At 76.6% G+C, this 19,025-nt stretch carries 1 protein-coding gene; it reads left to right on the forward strand.

Annotated features, from left to right (window positions below; all coding sequences use genetic code 11):
- Positions 1–3: 3 nt before the first annotated feature.
- Positions 4–18,984, forward strand: a complete 18,981-nt coding sequence (locus GXP74_RS17795) for a type I polyketide synthase (protein WP_182452449.1) — start codon at positions 4–6, stop codon at positions 18,982–18,984.
- The last annotated feature ends 41 nt before the right edge of the window (positions 18,985–19,025 follow it).

The following is a 19,025-nucleotide window of genomic DNA, read 5'->3' on the forward strand; positions in this document are numbered from 1 at the left end:
CAGGTGAGCGATGACGACAAGCTCCGCTATTTCCTTCGGCGGGTAACGGCCAACCTCCACGAGACCCGGCAACGGCTCAGTGAGATCGAGGCCGCCGCCGACGAGCCGATCGCCATCGTCGGCATGGGCTGCCGTTTCCCCGGCGGGGTCCGCAGCCCGCAGGACCTGTGGCAGCTGCTGGCCGGGGGAGTCGACGCGATCTCCGGGTTCCCCCAGGACCGCGGCTGGGACCTGGAGGAACTGCTCGGCACCGGACCGGGAGCCGAGGGCACCTCGCACGTGCGGGCCGGTGGATTCGTGGACGGCGCCGGGGAGTTCGACCCGGGCTTCTTCGGCATCAGCCCGCGCGAGGCGGTGGCCATGGACCCGCAGCAGCGGATGCTGCTGGAGGTCGCCTGGGAGGCGCTGGAGCGCTCCGGCATCGATCCGCTGTCGCTGCGCGGCTCGGCCACCGGCGTCTTCGCCGGAGCCTCGTCCACCGGATACGGCTGGGGGATGGGCCCGCAGGCCGAGTTGGAGGGCCACCTGGTCACCGGCACCGCGAGCAGCGTGCTGTCCGGCCGGATCGCCTACACCCTGGGCCTGGAGGGACCCGCGGTCACCGTCGACACCGCCTGCTCCTCGGCGCTGGTCTCACTGCACCTGGCCGCCCGCGCGCTGCGGGCGCAGGAGTGCTCGCTGGCCCTGGTCGGCGGCGTCTTCGTGGCCTCGACCCCGGTCATGTTCACCGACTTCAGCGCCCAGCTGGGGCTGGCCCCGGACGGCCGCTGCAAGGCCTTCGGCGACGGCGCCGACGGCATGGGCGTGGCCGAGGGCTCCGGCGTCATCGTGGTGGAACGGCTGTCCGACGCCCGGCGCAACGGGCACCGGGTACTGGCGGTGGTGCGCGGCAGCGCGATGAACCAGGACGGCGCCTCCAACGGCCTGACCGCCCCCAACGGCCCCGCCCAGCAGCGGGTGATCCGGGCCGCGCTGGCCAACGCCCGGCTGTCCGCGGCCGACATCGACGCGGTCGAGGCGCACGGCACCGGCACCGCCCTGGGTGACCCGATCGAGGCCCAGGCGCTGCTGGCGACCTACGGCCAGGAGCGGCCCGAGGGACGGCCGTTGCTGCTCGGCTCGATCAAGGCCAACCTCGGCCACCCGCAGCAGGCGGCCGGAATGGCCGGGGTGATCAAGATGGTGCTGGCCATACAGCACAACCTGCTGCCGCGCACCCTGCACGCCGACCGGCCCTCGCCGCACATCGACTGGTCCGCCGGGCAGGTCCGGCTGCTGACCGAGGCGACGCCCTGGGAGCCGGGCGACCGGCCACGCCGGGCCGGTGTGTCCGGTTTCGGCATGAGCGGCACCAACGTGCACGTGATCCTCGCCGAGGCCCCGACGGCCGAGACCGAGACCGATCCGCAGTCCGAGCCGGACGCCGACGCCGAGGCCCCGCAGCAGGCGGCCGAACTGCCGCAGCCCGCACCGGCGCTGCTGTCCGACGCGCCGCCGCTGTGGCTGCTCTCCAGCCGCTCGGAGGCCGGGCTGACCGCGCAGGCGCGGCGGCTGGCCGCGTTCGCCGGGGAGCACCCGGAGCAGGACCCGGCGGACGTCGCCCGGTCGCTGGCGACCACCCGGTCCGCGTTCGAGTACCGGGCCGCCGTGCTCGGCGCCGACCGCGCCGAACTGGCCGCCGGGCTGGACGCGTTGACCGTCGGCGGACGCAGTCCGGCGGTGGTCTCCGGGGTCACCTCCCGGGTCGGCAAGAAGGTCTTCGTCTTCCCCGGCCAGGGCACCCAGTGGGTCGGCATGGGCCGGGAGATGCTGACCGCCTCCCCGGTGTTCGCGGACCGGCTCGGGCAGTGCGCACGGGCGCTGGAACCGCACGTGGACTGGGTACTTGAGGACGTCCTGCTCGGCCGCGAGGGGGCACCCGGGCTGGACACGGCCGACGTGGTGCAGCCGGTGCTGTGGGCGGTGATGGTGTCGCTGGCCGCGATGTGGGAGGCGGCCGGGGTGCTCCCGGACGCCGTCGTCGGCCACAGCCAGGGCGAGATCGCGGCGGCCTGCGTGGCCGGGATCCTGACCCTGGAGGACGCCGCCCGGGTGGTCGCGGTGCGCAGCCGGGGCCTGTCCCGGCTGGCCGCCGTCGCCGGGATGATCTCGGTGGTGATGCCGGTCGCCCCGGTCGAGGAACTGCTGGCGAGCGACGCCTCCTGGGCCGACCGGCTCTCGGTCGCGGCCGTGAACGGCCCGGCGACGACCGTGGTCTCCGGCGACCTGGACGCGCTGGACGAGTTCGAGCGGCTGCTGTCCGCCCGCCGGGTGCTGCGCTGGCGGATCCCGCAGATGGACTTCGTCGCCCACTCGGCCCGGGTCGAGGGGCTGGTCGGGGAACTGGCCCGGGACCTCGCCGGAATCGCCCCGACGACCGGCCGGATACCGCTGTTCTCGACGGTGACCGGTCAGCGTCAGGACGGCCCGGAGCTGGACGCCGGGTACTGGTACGCCAACCTCCGCGAGCGGGTCCGCTTCCAGGACGCCGTGGCGGCCCTGGCCCGGGCCGGATACCGCAGCTTCCTGGAGGTGTCCCCGCACCCGGTGCTCACCGCCGCGATCGAGGAGACCCTGGAGGAGGCCGGGATCGCCGACGCCCCGCTGGTCACCGGAACCCTGGAGCGGGAGGACGCCGGAGCCCGGCGGTTCCTGTCCGCGCTGGCCCGGGCGCACGTGCGCGGCCTGGCCGTCGACTGGGCGGCGGTGCTCCCGGCCGGTGTGCCGGTCGAACTGCCCACCTACGCCTTCCAGCGGCAGCAGTACTGGCTGTCCCCGGCCGCCCCCGACGCCGCCCCGGCGTTGGGCGAGGCGCAGAGCGAGACCGAGGCCCGGTTCTGGGCCGCCGTCGAGAGCTCCGACCTGCGCGAGCTCTCCGGCCTGCTGGCCGTCGAGGAGCAGCCGCTGGACGAGGTGCTGCCCGCGCTGGCCTCCTGGCGCCGACGGGAGCGGGAACGGTTCGCCACCGAGTCCTGGCGGTACCGGGTCTCCTGGGCGCCGCTGGCCGACCCGGCCCCCGGCCGACTGTCCGGCAGCTGGCTGCTGGTCACCGGCCCCCGACAGGCCGGTACCGACCGTGACTTGACTGAGACCATCCGGCGACTGCTGGCCGGGCACGGGGCCGACGTGGTCCAGGTCACCGTCGGCGGGACCGGGCGGGAGGCGGTCGCGGCCACGCTGCCGTCGGCCCAGGTCGCCGGAGTGGTCTCGCTGCTGGCCCTGGACGAGACCCCGCACCCGGAGCTCCCCGACGTCGCCCTCGGCGTCGCCGGGACACTGGCGCTGATCCAGGGGCTGGGCGACGCCGGAATCGGCGCCCCGCTGTGGGTGCTGACCCGGGGCGCGGTCGCGGCGGCCCCGGCCGACCTGCTGACCGCGCCGGTGCAGGGGCAGATCTGGGCCCTGGGCCGGGTCGCCGGCCTGGAGCACCGGGACCGCTGGGGCGGCCTGGTCGACCTGCCGGACCAGCTGGACGAGCGGGCCGGGGACCGGCTGTGCGCGCTCCTCGGCGGCGGGCTGGGCGAGGACCAGACGGCGCTGCGCCCCGGCGGGATCCTCGGCCGCCGCCTGGTGCAGGCCCCGCTGCCGCCGGACGGCGGCGCGCGCTGGCGTCCCGGCGGCACCGTGCTGATCACCGGCGGCACCGGCGCGATCGGCGGGCACGTGGCCCGCTGGCTGGCCGGGCGCGGCGCCGACCGGGTGGTGCTGACCAGCCGCTCCGGCGCGGGCGCGGCCGGAGCGGCGGCGCTGGCCGCCGAGCTGGCCACCGCCGGTACCTCGGTCGCGGTGCTGGCCGGTGACGTCGGACGGCGCGCGGACCTCGGCGCCCTGCTGGGCCGGATCGCGGCCACCGGCTCGCCGCTGACGTCGGTGATGCACACCGCCGGGGTGGTCGACAACGGCGTGCTGGACCGGCTCGACCAGCAGCGGCTGGCCTCGGTGCTGGCCGCCAAGGCCACCAGTGCCGGGCTGCTGGACGAGCTGACGGCGGAGCTCGACCTGGACGCGTTCGTGCTGTTCTCCTCCGCCGCCGCGACCTTCGGCGGCGGCGGCCAGGGCAACTACGCCGCCGCCAACGCCTACCTGGACGCGCTGGCGCAGCACCGCCGCGGCCGTGGCCGGACCGCGCTGTCGGTGGCCTGGGGCCCGTGGGCCGGCGGCGGCGTCGCCCAGGCCAGCGAGGTCACCATCGCCCGGCTCAGCCGGAACCGGTGGGAGGTGCTGATGGACCCGGCGCTCGCCGTGCGGGCGCTGGCCGAGGCCATCGACGGCGACGACACCGCGCTGACCGTGATGGACGTGGACTGGTCGCAGATGTCCGGCGTCCCCGGCATGGCCGACCTGCACACCGTCCCCTTCGTCCGGGACCTGCCGCAGATCCGTCGGCTGGCTCCGATCGGGCGGCTGCCGGGCGGCGGGGCGGCCGAAGCCGGTCCGGCGGGTGACGGGATCCGGCGCGCCGACGGCGAGTTGGCGCAGCGGATCGCCGGGCTGGCGCGGGCCGAGCAGGACCGGCTGCTGGTCGACCTGATCCGGGCCGAGGCCGCCGCCGTGCTCAACTACGCCTCGGTGGAGGCGGTCGACGCCGCCCGGGCCTTCAGCGACCTGGGCTTCGACTCGCTCACCGCGGTCGAACTGCGCAACCAGCTCAGCTCGGCCACCGGGCTGCGGCTGTCCGCCACGCTGCTGTTCGACTACCCGACGCCGCTGGTGCTCGCCGGTCACCTGCGCACCGAACTGCTGGGCGACCTGGCGGCGGTGGCGGCGGTCACCACCGCGTCGGCGGCGGACGACGAGCCGATCGCCGTCGTCGGCATGGCCGGACGCTACCCGGGCGGGGTCACCGGCCCGGACAGCCTCTGGCAGCTGCTGGCCTCCGGCGGCGACGGGATCTCCGGGATCCCGCTGAACCGCGGCTGGGACCTGGACCACCTGTTCGACCCGGACCCCGACCACCCCGGTACGGCGTACGTCCGGGCCGGTGGATTCCTGCACCAGGCCGGGGAGTTCGACGCCGGGTTCTTCGGCATCAGCCCGCGTGAGGCGCTGGCGATGGACCCGCAGCAGCGGCTGCTGCTGGAGACCTCCTGGGAGGCGCTGGAGCGCGCCGGGATCGACCCGCGCTCGCTGCGCGGCTCGGCCACCGGCGTCTTCGCCGGGGGCTACGGCTCCGGCTACGCGGTCGGGCTGCAACTCGCCCCGGAGGGCACGGCCGGACTCGAAGGCCACATGGTCACCGGCAACGCCGGCAGCGTCATCAGCGGCCGGATCTCCTACACCCTGGGCCTTGAGGGCCCGTCGCTGACCGTGGACACGGCCTGCTCCTCGTCGCTGGTGGCGCTGCACCTGGCGGCCCAGGCGCTGCACTCGGGCGAGTGCCGACTGGCGCTGGCGGGCGGCGTGACCGTGATGGCGACCCCGGCCGAGCTGGTCGGCTTCTCCAAGCAGCGCGGCCTGGCCGGGAACGGCCGCTGCAAGTCCTTCTCGGCCGACGCCGACGGCATGGGCATGGCCGAGGGCGCGGGCATGATCGTGCTGGAACGGCTCTCCGACGCCCGCGCCAACGGGCACCCGGTGCTGGCCGTGATCCGCGGCACGGCGGTGAACCAGGACGGCGCCTCGAACGGTCTGACCGCCCCCAACGGCCCCTCGCAGCAGCGGGTGATCCGGGCCGCGCTGGCCAACGCCGGGCTCACCCCGGACGACGTGGACGCGGTCGAGGCGCACGGCACCGGCACGGTGCTCGGCGACCCGATCGAGGCCCAGGCCCTGGCAGCCGTCTACGGACAGCGGCGCGACGCCGAACGTCCGCTCTGGCTGGGCTCGGTGAAGTCCAACATCGGTCACGCCCAGGCCGCCGCCGGGGTGGTCGGCGTGATGAAGATGGTGCTGGCGCTCCAGCACCGGCAACTGCCCAGGACGCTCCACTCGGCGCAGCCCTCACCGCACGTGGACTGGTCGGCGTCCGGGCTGCGGCTGCTGACCGAGCCGGTGCCGTGGCCCACCGGCGACCGCCCCCGGCGGGCGGGCGTGTCGGCGTTCGGGATCAGCGGCACCAACGCCCACGTGATCGTCGAGGAGGCCCCGGAGCCCGAACCGGCGCCGGTCGCCGAGGAGTCCGGCCCGGCCGCGCTGCGGACCGGCCCGGCGCTGCTGGTCTCCGCCCGCACCGCCGACGCGCTGGCCGCGCAGGCGGACCGGCTGGCCGCCTTCCTGACCGACCGTCCGGCCGTGGCGCCGGTGGACGCGGGCTGGTCGCTGGCGAGGGACCGGTCGCTGTTCGAGCACCGGGCCGTGGTCACCGGCGCCGACCGGGCGGAACTGCTCGCCGGGCTGCGCGCGGTGGCGGCCGGTGCGACCGCGAACACCGTGGTCAGCGGCGTGGCGGCGGCCGGATCCCCCCGGATCGGCTTCGTCTTCGCCGGTCAGGGCGCCCAGCGGGCCGGGATGGGCCGCGAGCTGTACGCCGCCTCGGAGGTGTTCGCGGCGGCCTTCGACCAGGTGTGCGCGCTGCTGGAGCCCGAGGTCGGACTGCCGGTACGCGAGGTCGTCCTCGGTGACGGCACCGACGCCCGCGCCGACCTGACCGGGTACGCCCAGGCCGGGCTGTTCGCGGTGGAGGTGGCGCTGGTGGCGCTGCTGGCGGCGGCCGGGGTGGCGCCGGAGGCGGTCGCCGGTCACTCGGTCGGCGAGTTCGCGGCGGCCTACACGGCCGGGGTGCTGACCCTGGAGGACGCCTGCCGCCTGGTCGGCGCCCGGGCCCGGCTGATGCAGGCGCTGCCCGAGGGCGGCGCGATGGCCGCCCTCGCGGTGTCCGAGGCCGAGCTGCTGGCGACGCTGGACCAGGCGTCCGGGGTGTCGGTGGCGGCCGTCAACGGCCCGTCCTCGGTGGTGGTCTCGGGCGACGAGACCGCCGTCGACGAGCTGGTCCGGAGCTGGCGGGAGCAGGGCCGACGGGTCCGGCGGCTGCGGGTCAGCCACGCCTTCCACTCGGCCCGGATGGAGCCGGTGCTGGACGAACTCGGCCGGGCGGCGGCCGCGGTGGAGCTGATGGCGCCCACGCTGACCTGGGTCGGGGCGCTGACCGGCGAGGTGGTCGAGGTCCCGGAGGCGGACTACTGGGTCCGGCAGGCACGGCAGCCGGTCCGCTACGCCGACGCCGTCACCACCCTGGCCGACCAGGGCATCACGGTGTTCATCGAGATCGGCCCGGACGCCACCCTGTCCGGAATGGGCGCGGCCGTCCTGGCGGCGGCCGAGCAGCGCCCCGGCGCCGGGTTCGTCCCGCTGCTGCGCGGGCAGGGCCCGGCCGCCGAGTCGCTGCTGACCGCGCTGGCCCGGGCGCACGTGCACGGCGTCGGCGTCGACTGGGCGGCCGTGCTGCCGGTCGGGCAGCCGGTGGAGCTGCCGACCTACGCCTTCCAGCGGCAGTACTACTGGCCCGGCGGCCCGCAGGCGATGCGGCCCGGCGCGGTCGCCGCCGGTGGCGGCGGATCCGCGGCCGAGGCCCGGTTCTGGGCCGCGGTCGAGGGCGGCGACCTGACCGCCCTGGCCGACACGCTGGAGCTGGCCGACACCGACCGGCTGGGCGCGGTGCTGCCCAGCCTGAGCGCCTGGCGGCGGCGCGAGCGGGACGAGTCGGCGACCGCCCACTGGCGCTACCGGACCTCCTGGGTACCGGTGCCCGAACCCTCCCCGGTCCGGCTCTCCGGAACCTGGCTGCTGGTCAGCGGCTCCGCCGACGCCGCGACGGCCGAGGACTGCGCCCGGGCGCTGACCGCCCGGGGCGCGCGACCGGTCCTGGTCGAGCTGGACGTCCCGGACCCCGACGGTGCGGGCCGCGACGCGATCGCGGCCCGGATCGGCGCGGCGGCGGCCGACGGCGTCAGCGGCGTGCTGTCGCTGCTGGCGCTCGCCGAGACACCGCTGCCCGGGCTCGACCCGGTCCCGACCGGGCTCGCCGCGACGCTGGGCCTGGTGCAGGCGCTGGGCGACGCCGGGGTCACCGCGCCGCTGTGGGTGCTCACCCGGGGCGCGGTCGCCGCCGCCCCGGCCGAGCCGCCGGCGGCCCCGGTCCAGGCCCAGGTCTGGGGCCTGGGCCAGGTCGCCGCCCTGGAACACCCGGACCGCTGGGGCGGTCTGGTCGACCTGCCGCCGCACTGGGACGAGCGGGTCGGCGCCCGGCTGGCGGCGGTACTGGCGGGCTGCGGCGAGGACCAGGCCGCGATCCGGGACGCCGGAGTGCTCGGCCGCCGACTGGTCCGGGCCGTGCCCGCACCGGCCGCCGGGGAGCGCCGGGCCGACCGGGGCACGGCGCTGGTGACCGGCGGTACCGGCGCGATCGGCGCCCGGGTGGCCCGCTGGCTGGCCGAGCGCGGCACCGAGCGGGTGGTGCTCTCCAGCCGCTCCGGCGCGCTCGCCCCCGGCGCCGCCCGACTCGCGGCGGAACTGGCCGAGTCCGGCAGCACCGCGCTGGTGCTGGCCGCCGACGTCGCCGAACGGGCGGACGTGGCCGGGCTGCTGGCCGCGATCGCGGCCGAGGGCCCGGCGCTGCGGACGGTGGTGCACACCGCCGGAGTGGTCGACGACGGGGTGCTGGACCGGCTGGACGCCGCGCGGCTGGCCGGGGTGCTGGCCGCGAAGGCGGGCGGCGCGGCCCTGCTGGACGAGCTGACCGAAGGCCTGGAGCTGGACGCGTTCGTGCTGTTCTCCTCCTCCGCCGGGACCTTCGGCGGCGGCGGGCAGGGCAACTACGCCGCCGCCAACGCCTACCTGGACGCGCTGGCGCAGCACCGCCGTGGCCGCGGCCTGCCCGGCACCGCGCTGGCCTGGGGCCCGTGGGCCGGAGGCGGGATGGCGCAGGCGGGCGACGCGGCCCGGCAGCGGCTGGACCGGGGCCTGCTCCGGGCGATGCCGCCGGAACTGGCCCTGCGGGTGCTCGGCCAGGCCGTCGACGACACCGGCGCCGGTGGCGTGCTCACCGTGATGGACCTGGACTGGACCGAGGCGCTCGCCCGGATGGCCGAGCTGCGGCGGCTCCCGCTGGTCCGCGACCTGCCCGAGGTCCGGGCGCTCCCGGCCGCCGAGGCGGCCGGGCAGCCCCAGGGCGGCACCGACCTGACCCGGCAGCTCGCGGGCCTGGGCCGGGAGGCCCAGGAGCAGACCCTGACCGACCTGGTCCGGACCGAGGCGGCGACGGTGCTCGGCCACGCGTCGGCCACCGCGATCGACGCCGACCGGGTGTTCGGCGAGGTCGGCTTCGACTCGCTGACCGCCGTGGAACTGCGCAACCGGCTGACCGGCCGCAGCGGCCTGAGCCTGCCCGCGACCCTGGTGTTCGACTACCCGACCCCGCGCGCCCTGGCCGAGCACCTGCGCGCCGAACTGCTCGGCGACGCCGGTGTGCCGGAACCGGGACGCGGTCCGCTCGCGGTCTCCGGCGACCCGATCGCGATCGTCGGCATGGCCTGCCGCTTCCCCGGCGACGTACGCAGCCCCGAGCAGTTCTGGGAGCTGCTGGCCACCAGCACCGACGCGGTCTCCGCGTTCCCGGTGGACCGCGGTTGGGACCTGGACAGCCTGTTCGACGCCGACCCGGAGCGGGCCGGTACCTCGCACACCCGCGCGGGCGGCTTCCTGCACGACGCGGCCGACTTCGACCCCGGCTTCTTCGGCATCAACCCGCGCGAGGCGCTGGCGATGGACCCGCAGCAGCGGGTCCTGCTGGAGACCTCCTGGGAGGCGCTGGAGCGGGCCGGGATCGACCCGCGCTCGCTGCGCGGCAGCGACACCGGCGTCTTCGCCGGAGCGGGCTTCTCCGGCTACGGCGTCGGCGCCGCCGACAGCGGCCTGGAGGGCTACCAGCTGACCGGGATGGCCGCCAGCGTCATCTCCGGCCGGGTCTCCTACACGCTGGGCCTGGAAGGGCCCGCGGTGACCGTGGACACGGCCTGCTCCTCCTCGCTGGTGGCACTGCACCTGGCGGCGCAGGCCCTGCGCTCCGGCGAGTGCTCGCTGGCGCTGGCCGGCGGCGTCACCGTGATGGCGGTGCCGACCGGGTTCTCCGAGTTCTCCCGGCAGCAGGGCCTGGCCTCGGACGGCCGCTGCAAGGCCTTCGGCGCCGACGCGGACGGCACCGGCTGGGCCGAGGGCGCGGGCATGCTGCTGCTGGAGCGGCTGTCCGACGCCCAGCGCAACGGCCACCAGGTACTGGCCGTGGTGCGCGGCAGCGCGGTCAACCAGGACGGCGCGTCGAACGGCCTGACCGCGCCCAACGGCCCCTCGCAGCAGCGGGTGATCCGCGCGGCCCTGGCCAGCGCCCGACTGTCCACGTCCGACGTGGACGCGGTCGAGGCGCACGGCACCGGCACCACCCTGGGCGACCCGATCGAGGCCCAGGCGCTGCTCGCCACCTACGGTCGGAACCGTCCCGAGGAACGGCCGCTGTGGCTGGGCTCGGTGAAGTCCAACATCGGCCACACCCAGTCGGCGGCCGGAGTGGCCGGGGTGATGAAGATGGTGCTGGCACTGCGGCACCGGCTGCTGCCGCCCACCCTGCACGCCGCCCAGCCGTCCCCGCACATCGACTGGACCGCCGGACAGGTCCGGCTGCTGACCGAGGCCCGGCCCTGGCCGACCGCCGACCGGCCCCGGCGGGCCGGCGTGTCCTCCTTCGGCATGAGCGGCACCAACGCCCACCTGATCCTGGAAGAGGCCCCGGACACCGACCCCGACCGCCCCGACGACCAGGACCAGCAGCCGGACCACGCGCTGCCGGTGCTGGCCGCCGCCCCGGCCCGGCCGGTCTCCCCCCGGCCGGTCTCCCCCTGGCTGGTCTCCGGCCGCAGTCGGGAGGCGCTGCGGGCGCAGGCCGCCCGGCTGGCCGCGCACCTGGACGCGGACCCGGCCGCCGTCGCCCGCGACCCGCACCAGGTCGCCTGGGCACTGGCGACCACCCGGTCCACCTTCGAGCACCGGGCGGTCGTGCTCGGCGCGGACCGCGACGAACTGCTGGCCGGGCTCTCGGCACTGGCGGCGGGGGAGTCCACCGCCGGTGCGGTCACCGGGGTCGCCGGAGCGGTGAGCCCGGTGGTGTTCGTGTTCCCGGGCCAGGGCTCGCAGTGGGTCGGCATGGGGCGTGAGCTGGCCGCTGCCTCGCCGGTGTTCGCGGCTCGGTTGGCCGAGTGCGGTCGGGCCCTGTCGGCGTACGTGGACTGGGACCTGGACGAGGTGCTGGCCGGTGCCGAAGGGGCGCCGGGCCTGGACCGGGTCGACGTGGTGCAGCCCGCGCTGTGGGCGGTCATGGTGTCGCTGGCGGCGGTCTGGCAGGCCGCCGGGATCAATCCCGGCGCGGTGGCCGGGCATTCACAGGGCGAGATCGCGGCGGCCGTGGTGGCCGGGATCCTCACCCTGGAGGACGCCGCCCAGGTGGTGGCGCTGCGCAGCCGCTCGCTGACCGCGCTCTCCGGACGCGGCGGGATGCTCTCGATCGGCGAGCCGCCGCACGTGATCACCGAGCGGATCGGCGCCTGGGACGGCCGGGTCTCGGTGGCCGCGATCAACGGACCCGAGGCCACCGTGGTCTCCGGGGACGTCGCCGCGCTGACCGAGATCGCCGCCGACTGCGAGCGCGCCGGCGTCCGCACCCGGCTGCTGCCGGTCGACTACGCCTCGCACGGACCGCAGGTGGAGGAGCTGCGCGAGGAGATCCTGGCCGCCCTGGACGGGATCACCCCCCGGCCCGGATCAGTGCCGATGGTCTCCTCGCTGACCGGCGAGACCCTCGACGGCGCCGCCGCCGGGCCCGAGTACTGGTACGCCAGCCTGCGCGGATCGGTGCTGTTCTCCCACGCGGTGGAGACGCTGCGCCAGGACGGCCACACGGTGTTCGTCGAGGTCTCGCCGCACCCGGTGCTGACCGCCGCGATCAGCGCCACCCTCGACCGGACCGCCGAGTCCGCGGACGCCGACGAGCCGCCGGTGGTGGTCGTCGGCACGCTGCGCCGGGACGAGGGCGGCGCCGAGCGGCTGCTGCGGTCGCTGGCCGAACTCCACGTCCAGGGCCTGCCGGTGGACTGGCGCTCGGTGCTGACCCCGGCGCAGCCGGTGGAGCTGCCGACGTACGCCTTCACCCGGGAGCGGTTCTGGGTCGACGGGATCCTGGCGGCCCCCGCCGCCCAGCGCGTCGGCGACCCGGCCGAGGACCGGTTCTGGGCCGCCGTCGACGACGGCGACGTGGCCCGACTGGCCGAGACCCTGGCGCTGGACGGACAGCGCCTGGAGCAGGTGCTGCCCGCCCTCACCTCCTGGCGGCGCCGCGAGCGGGGCCGCTCGCTGACGGCCGACTGGCGGTACCGGATCGCCTGGACGCCGGTCGCCGACCGCCGCCCGGCAACGCTGACCGGCACCTGGCTGGTGGTCACCGGCGCGGTGGCCGCCGACCGCGCCGTCGACTGCGTCGCCGCCCTCGGCGGCCACGGGGCGGACGTCGTCCTCGCCGAGGTGATCGGGACGACCGACCGGGACGCCCTCGCCGCGCGGCTGCGGGCAGCCGTCGGCACCCGGCCGATCGCCGGGGTGCTGTCGCTGCTGGCACTCGACCAGGCGCCGCTGCCGGACCACCCGGTGCTGGCCACCGGCCTGGCCGCCACCGTCGCCCTGACCCAGGCCCTCGGCGAGCTCGAACTGACCGCTCCGCTCTGGGTGTTGACCTCGGGGGCGGTCGGCCCCGAGGCCACCGCCGCCGGGCTGGCCCAGGCCCAGGTCTGGGGTCTGGGCCGGGTCGCCGCGCTGGAGCACCCGGACCGCTGGGGTGGTCTGCTCGACCTCCCGGAGACGCTGGACGCCGCCGCGGCCGACCGGCTCTGCGCCGCGCTGGCCGCCACCGGCGAGGACCAACTGGCCCTCAGCGGCACCGGCCTGCTGGCCCGGCGGCTGCTCCGGGCACCGCGCCCGACCCGGGCCGCGACCGCCTGGACGCCGCGCGGCAGCGTGCTGGTGACCGGCGGCACCGGGGCGATCGGCGGGCGGCTGGCCCGCTTCGCCGCCGCCCGGGGCGCGCGCCGGGTGGTGCTGTCGAGCCGGTCCGGACCGGCGGCGGCCGGGATCGCGGCGACAGCGGCGGAACTCGCGCTTTCCGGGACCACGGTGGCGGTACTGGCGGCCGACATCGGCGCCCGGGCCGACGCGGCGGGCCTGGTCGGCTGGATCGACGCCGACGGACCCGCGCTCAGCTCGGTGTTCCACGCGGCCGGGGTCGGCGGCGGGGACCCGCTGGCCGACCTGGGCGCGCCCGCGCTGGCGGCCGCGCTGGCGGCCAAGGTCGGCGGCGCCACCCACCTGCACGAACTCACCGCGGACCTGGACGCGTTCGTCACCTTCTCCTCCGGGGCGACCACCTGGGGCAGCGCCCACCTCGGCGGCTACGCCGCCGCCAACGCCTTCCTGGACGCCCTGGTCGAACACCGGCGCGGGCACGGCCAGGCCGGTACCTCGGTGGCCTGGGGCCTGTGGGGCGGCGGCGGCATGGCCGAGGGCCACGCCGGTGAACTGCTGCAACGGCTGGGCCTGCGGGAGATGGACCCGGAACTCGCGATCGGCGCGCTGGCCCAGGCGCTGGACCACGGCGAGGGCCCGATCACCGTCGCCGACATCGACTGGGCCCAGTTCGCGCCGGTCTTCACCGTGCACCGGGCCAGCCCGCTGATCGGCGACCTGCCGGAGGCCCGGCAGGCGCTGAGCGACCCGGCGCCGACCGGCGCCGGTCAACCGCGGTCCGCCGTCGGCGTCGAACTGACCGACCGGCTGACCGGCCTGAACCGGGCCGAGCAGACGCGGCTGCTGACCGACCTGGTGCGGACCGAGGCGGCGGTCGTCCTCGGCCACGCCTCCCCGGACGCGCTGGCGGCCGGGCGTGCCTTCAAGGACCTCGGCTTCGACTCGCTGACCGCCGTGGACCTGCGCAACCGGCTGAACGCCGCCACCGGGACCTCGCTCCCGGCCACCCTGGTCTTCGACTACCCGACCTCGGCGGCGCTGGCCGGGTTCCTGCGCTCGCGGCTGCTGGGCGACCGGGACGAGACGACGGTGGTCACCGCGACCGCCACCGACGAGCCGATCGCGATCGTCGGTATCGGCTGCCGCTTCCCCGGCGGGGTACGCACCCCCGAGGACTTCTGGCAGCTGCTGGCCGACGGCGCCGACGTGGTCGCCGACCTGCCGACCGACCGCGGCTGGGACCTGGACGCCATCCGCGAGGCGGCCGGGGGCGAGCCCGGGCAGGCCCCGCGCGGCGGATTCCTCTACGACGCGGGCGACTTCGACCCCGGGTTCTTCGGGATCAGCCCGCGCGAGGGGCTGACCATGGACCCGCAGCAGCGGCTGCTGCTACAGACCTCGTGGGAGGCGCTGGAGCGGGCCGGGATCGACCCGGAGCGGCTGCGCGGCTCGGCGACCGGGGTGTTCGTCGGGGCCTCCTGGTCCGGCTACGGCCTGGACCGGCAGCAGCAGTCCGGCGGCGACAAGGGCCACCTGCTGACCGGAACCTCCAGCAGCGTGCTGTCCGGCCGGATGTCGTACGTGCTGGGCCTGGAGGGCCCGGCCGTGTCGGTGGACACCGCCTGCTCCTCGTCGCTGGTGGCACTGCACCTCGCCGGTCAGGCGCTGCGCTCGGGCGAGTGCACGCTGGCACTGGCCGGGGGCGCCTTCGTGGCGGCCACGCCGGTGATGTTCACCGGCTTCAACACCCAGCTGGGCCTGGCGAAGGACGGCCGCTGCAAGGCCTTCGGCGCCGACGCCGACGGCATGGGGATGGCCGAGGGCGCGGGTGTGCTGGTGCTGGAGCGGCTGTCCGACGCGCAGCGGAACGGGCACCCGGTGCTGGCGGTGGTGCGCGGCAGCGCGGTCAACCAGGACGGCGCGTCCAACGGGCTCACCGCCCCGAACGGCCCCTCGCAGCAGCGGGTGATCCGGGCCGCGCTGGCCAACGCGCGGCTGACGGCGTCCGAGGTGGACGCGGTCGAGGCGCACGGCACCGGTACCACCCTGGGCGACCCGATCGAGGCGCAGGCCCTGCTCGCCACCTACGGCCAGGACCGGCCGGACGGGCAGCCGCTGTGGCTCGGCTCGGTCAAGTCCAACCTCGGGCACCCGCAGGCCGCGGCCGGGATGGCCGCCGTGATCAAGATGGTGCTCGCGCTGCGGCACCAGGAACTGCCGCGCACCCTGCACGTGGACGAGCCCTCGCCGCACATCGACTGGGCGTCGGGCGAGGTGCGGCTGCTGGACCGGGCCGTGGCCTGGCCGACCGGCGACCGGCCCCGGCGCGCGGGCGTGTCGGCGTTCGGGATGAGCGGCACCAACGTGCACACCATCCTGGAGGAGGCCCCGGCCCCGGTCGCGGCTCCGGTCGGCGGCGACGGCGCCGCCGGTCCCGCGGTACTGGCCGACCCGCCGCCGGTGTGGCTGCTGTCCGGGCGCGACTCCGCCGGACTGGCCGCGCAGGCACGGCGGTTGAGCACCCACCTGGGCGCGCGGCCGGACCTGGAGCCGGTGGACGTGGGCTGGTCGCTGGCGACCACCCGGTCGCTGTTCGAACAGCGCGTGGTCGTGACCGGAACCGACCGGGAGGAACTGCTGGCCGCGCTGGAAGCCGTGGCCTCCGGCGTGTCGGCGGCCGGGGTGGTCGGCGGCACGGTGCCGGACGGGCGTCCCCGGGTGGGTTTCCTGTTCGCCGGTCAGGGGGCGCAGCGGGCCGGGATGGGACGTGGCCTGTACGCGGCGTCGCCGGTGTTCGCGGCGGCCTTCGACCGGGCCTGCGCGCTGCTGGAGGCGGAACTCGGGCTGCCGGTCCGGGAGGTGGTGCTCAGCCCGGATCCGGACGACCCGCGCGCGGACCGGACGGTGTTCGCGCAGACCGGGCTGTTCGCGGTCGAGGTCGGCCTGGTGGCCGTGTTGGCGGCGGCCGGGATCGTGCCGGACGCGGTGGCCGGTCACTCGGTCGGTGAGATCGCCGCCGCGCACGCGGCCGGGGTGCTCACCCTGGCCGACGCGAGCCGCCTGGTCGCGGTGCGTGCCCGGTTGATGGAGGCGCTGCCCGAGGGTGGCGCGATGGCGGCGATCGAGGCCGCCGAGGCGGAGCTGCTGCCGATGCTGGACGAGGCGTCCGGGGTGTCGCTGGCGGCGGTCAACGGCCCGACGTCGGTGGTGGTCTCCGGCGGCGAGGCGGCGGTCGAGGCACTGCTCGAACTGTGGCGGGGACTGGGCCGACGGGTCCGGCGGCTGCGGGTCAGCCACGCCTTCCACTCCGCCCTGATGGATCCGATGCTGGCCGAACTCGGTTCGACAGCAGCGGAGTTGACGCACGCCGCGCCCGTCGTGAGCTGGGTCGGCGCACTCACCGGCGAACCGGTCACCGAGCCGGGCGCGGACTACTGGACCGCACAGGCGCGCGGAGCCGTCCGCTTCGCCGACGCGGTCGGCACGCTGGCCGGGCAGGGCCTCTCGGTGTTCCTGGAGATCGGCCCGGACGGGACGCTGTCGGCGATGGGTCCGGCCGCGCTGGACGGCGCCGACGCCGAGCCGGTGTTCGTCCCGCTCCAGCGCACCGGCACGGCCGCGCCGAGCGCGCTGCTGACCGCGCTGAGCCGCGCGCACGCGCACGGCGTCGGCGTCGACTGGGCGGCGGTGCTGCCGACCGGGCAGCGGGTCGACCTGCCGACGTACGCCTTCGCCAACGAGCGGCTGTGGCTGCGCGACCCGCGGCCCAGCGCGGACGCGGTGGCGAGCGGCGGCGCCGAGAGCGCCGAGGAGCGGCGGTTCTGGGCGGCGGTCGAGGGCGGCGACGCCCAGGCGCTGGCCGACACCCTCGCCGCGCCCGACCAGCGGCAACTGGACGGCGTACTGCCGCTGCTGACCTCCTGGCGGCGCCGGGAGCGGGAGGAGTCGGCCACCGCCGGATGGCGGTACGCGGTCTCCTGGACGCCGGTGGCCGATCCGGCCCCGGCCGCGCTCTCCGGGCTGTGGCTGGTGGTCGCCGACGGCGGCGCCGAGGCCGACGAGTACCTGCGGGCCCTCACCGCGCACGGCGCCGAGGCGGTGCTGGCGCGGACCGGCGCCGGGGAGACGGACCGGAAGTCGGTCGCGGCCCGGATCAGCCACGCGCTGGACGGCCTCCCGGCTGTCACCGGGATCGTCTCGCTGCTGGCCCTGGAGGCCCGGCCGCTGGAGCGGTACCCGGCGGTCGCGGCCGGTACCGCCGGGACGCTGGGCCTGGTGCAGGCACTGGGCGACCTGGGGATCACGGCGCCGCTGTGGGTGCTCACCCGGGGCGCGGTCGCGGCCGGGGCGGGCGAGGCGCCGACCGCGCCGATGGCCGCCCAGGTCTGGGGCCTGGGCCGGGTGATCGGCCTGGAACACCCGGACCGCTGGGGCGGCCTGATCGACCTGCCGGAGGGCCTGGACACGCGGACCGCCGCGCGGCTCGCCTCGGTGCTGGCCCAGTCGGCACCGGATCGGACCGGCGCCGGTGGCGAGGACCAGGTGGCGATCCGGGGCGCCGGGATCCTGGCCCGCAGGCTCGTCCGACCGGCTCCGGCCCGGGGCCGTGGCGAGCGGTGGACCCCGGAGGGCACGGTACTGGTGACCGGCGGCAGCGGGGCGCTCGGTGGCCGCGCGGCCCGCTGGGCCGCCGGTCGCGGAGCCGACCGGATCGTGCTGACCAGCCGCTCCGGCGCGAACGCGGCCGGGGTGTCCCGGCTGGCGGCGGACCTGGCGGCGGCCGGATCGGCGGTGGCGGTGCTGGCCGCCGACATCGGGGCCCGCGCGGAGGTCGCCGGGCTGCTGGACCGGATCGCGGACAGCGGTCCCCGGCTGAGCGCGGTGATCCACGCCGCCGGGTTGCCGGAGGCCGTCGCGGTCGACGCGGCGGACCTGGGCGGGGTCGCCGAGGTGATGACCGCCAAGGTCGGCGGCGCCCTGTGGCTGGACCAGTTGACGGCGGAGCTGGACCTGTCCGCGTTCGTGGTCTTCTCCTCCATCTCGTCCACCTGGGGCAGCGGCCACCAGCCCGGATACGCGGCCGGTAACGCCTTCCTGGACGCCCTGGTCGAGCAGCGGCGGGCGCGCGGCCTGACCGGGGCCTCGGTCGCCTGGGGACCCTGGGACGGCGGCGGCATGGCCGACAGCGACGGCGCGGTCGCCGCGCTCCAGTCCCGGGGACTGCGCTTCCTCGACGCCGACCGGGCCGTCAACGCCCTGGCGGCGGTCGTGGACGCCGGTGGCGGGGTGGTCACCGTCGCCGACGTCGACTGGTCCCGGTTCGCCGAGGTGTTCACCCTGCGGCGACCCAGCCCGCTCCTCGGCGACCTGCCCGACGTCCAGGACGCGCGGCGGAGTCCGGCCGACTCGGACGGCGTGGCGGCGGGGGCTTCGGCCCTGTCCGAGCAACTGTCCGGCCGCACCCGGGCCGAGCAGGACCGGATCCTGGTGAACCTGGTCCGGACCGAGGCCGCGGCGGTGCTGGGCTACCCGTCACTGGAGTCGGTCCCCGCCGGACGGGCGTTCAAGGACCTCGGCTTCGACTCGCTGACCGCGGTCGAGCTGCGGAACCGGCTGAACGCGGCCACGGGGCAGCGGCTGCCCGCCACCGTCATCTTCGACTATCCGACGTCGACGGTCCTGGCGGCCCAGATCCGGGCCTCGATCTACCAGGACGAGGACGCGGCGCCGCCGGTGTTCACCGAACTCGACGCACTGGATTCCCTCCTCTCGGCCATTCCGGCGGGCAGTGACATTCGCGCGGACGTCACCGTCCGCTTGCAGACCCTGCTTTCGAAGTGGATCAGCGCCGACGACCTCCCGAAGGAGAACGAGGCCGCCGGGATGCTCGAAGCGGCGACCGCCGATGAGGTCCTCGACTTCATCGACAAGGAACTAGGAATGCAGTGACAACCTGTCCGTCGAACCGTTCGGCCGGCGCTGGTGAGGGA

The organism is Streptacidiphilus sp. P02-A3a (genome assembly GCF_014084105.1).
GTDB lineage: Bacteria > Actinomycetota > Actinomycetes > Streptomycetales > Streptomycetaceae > Streptacidiphilus.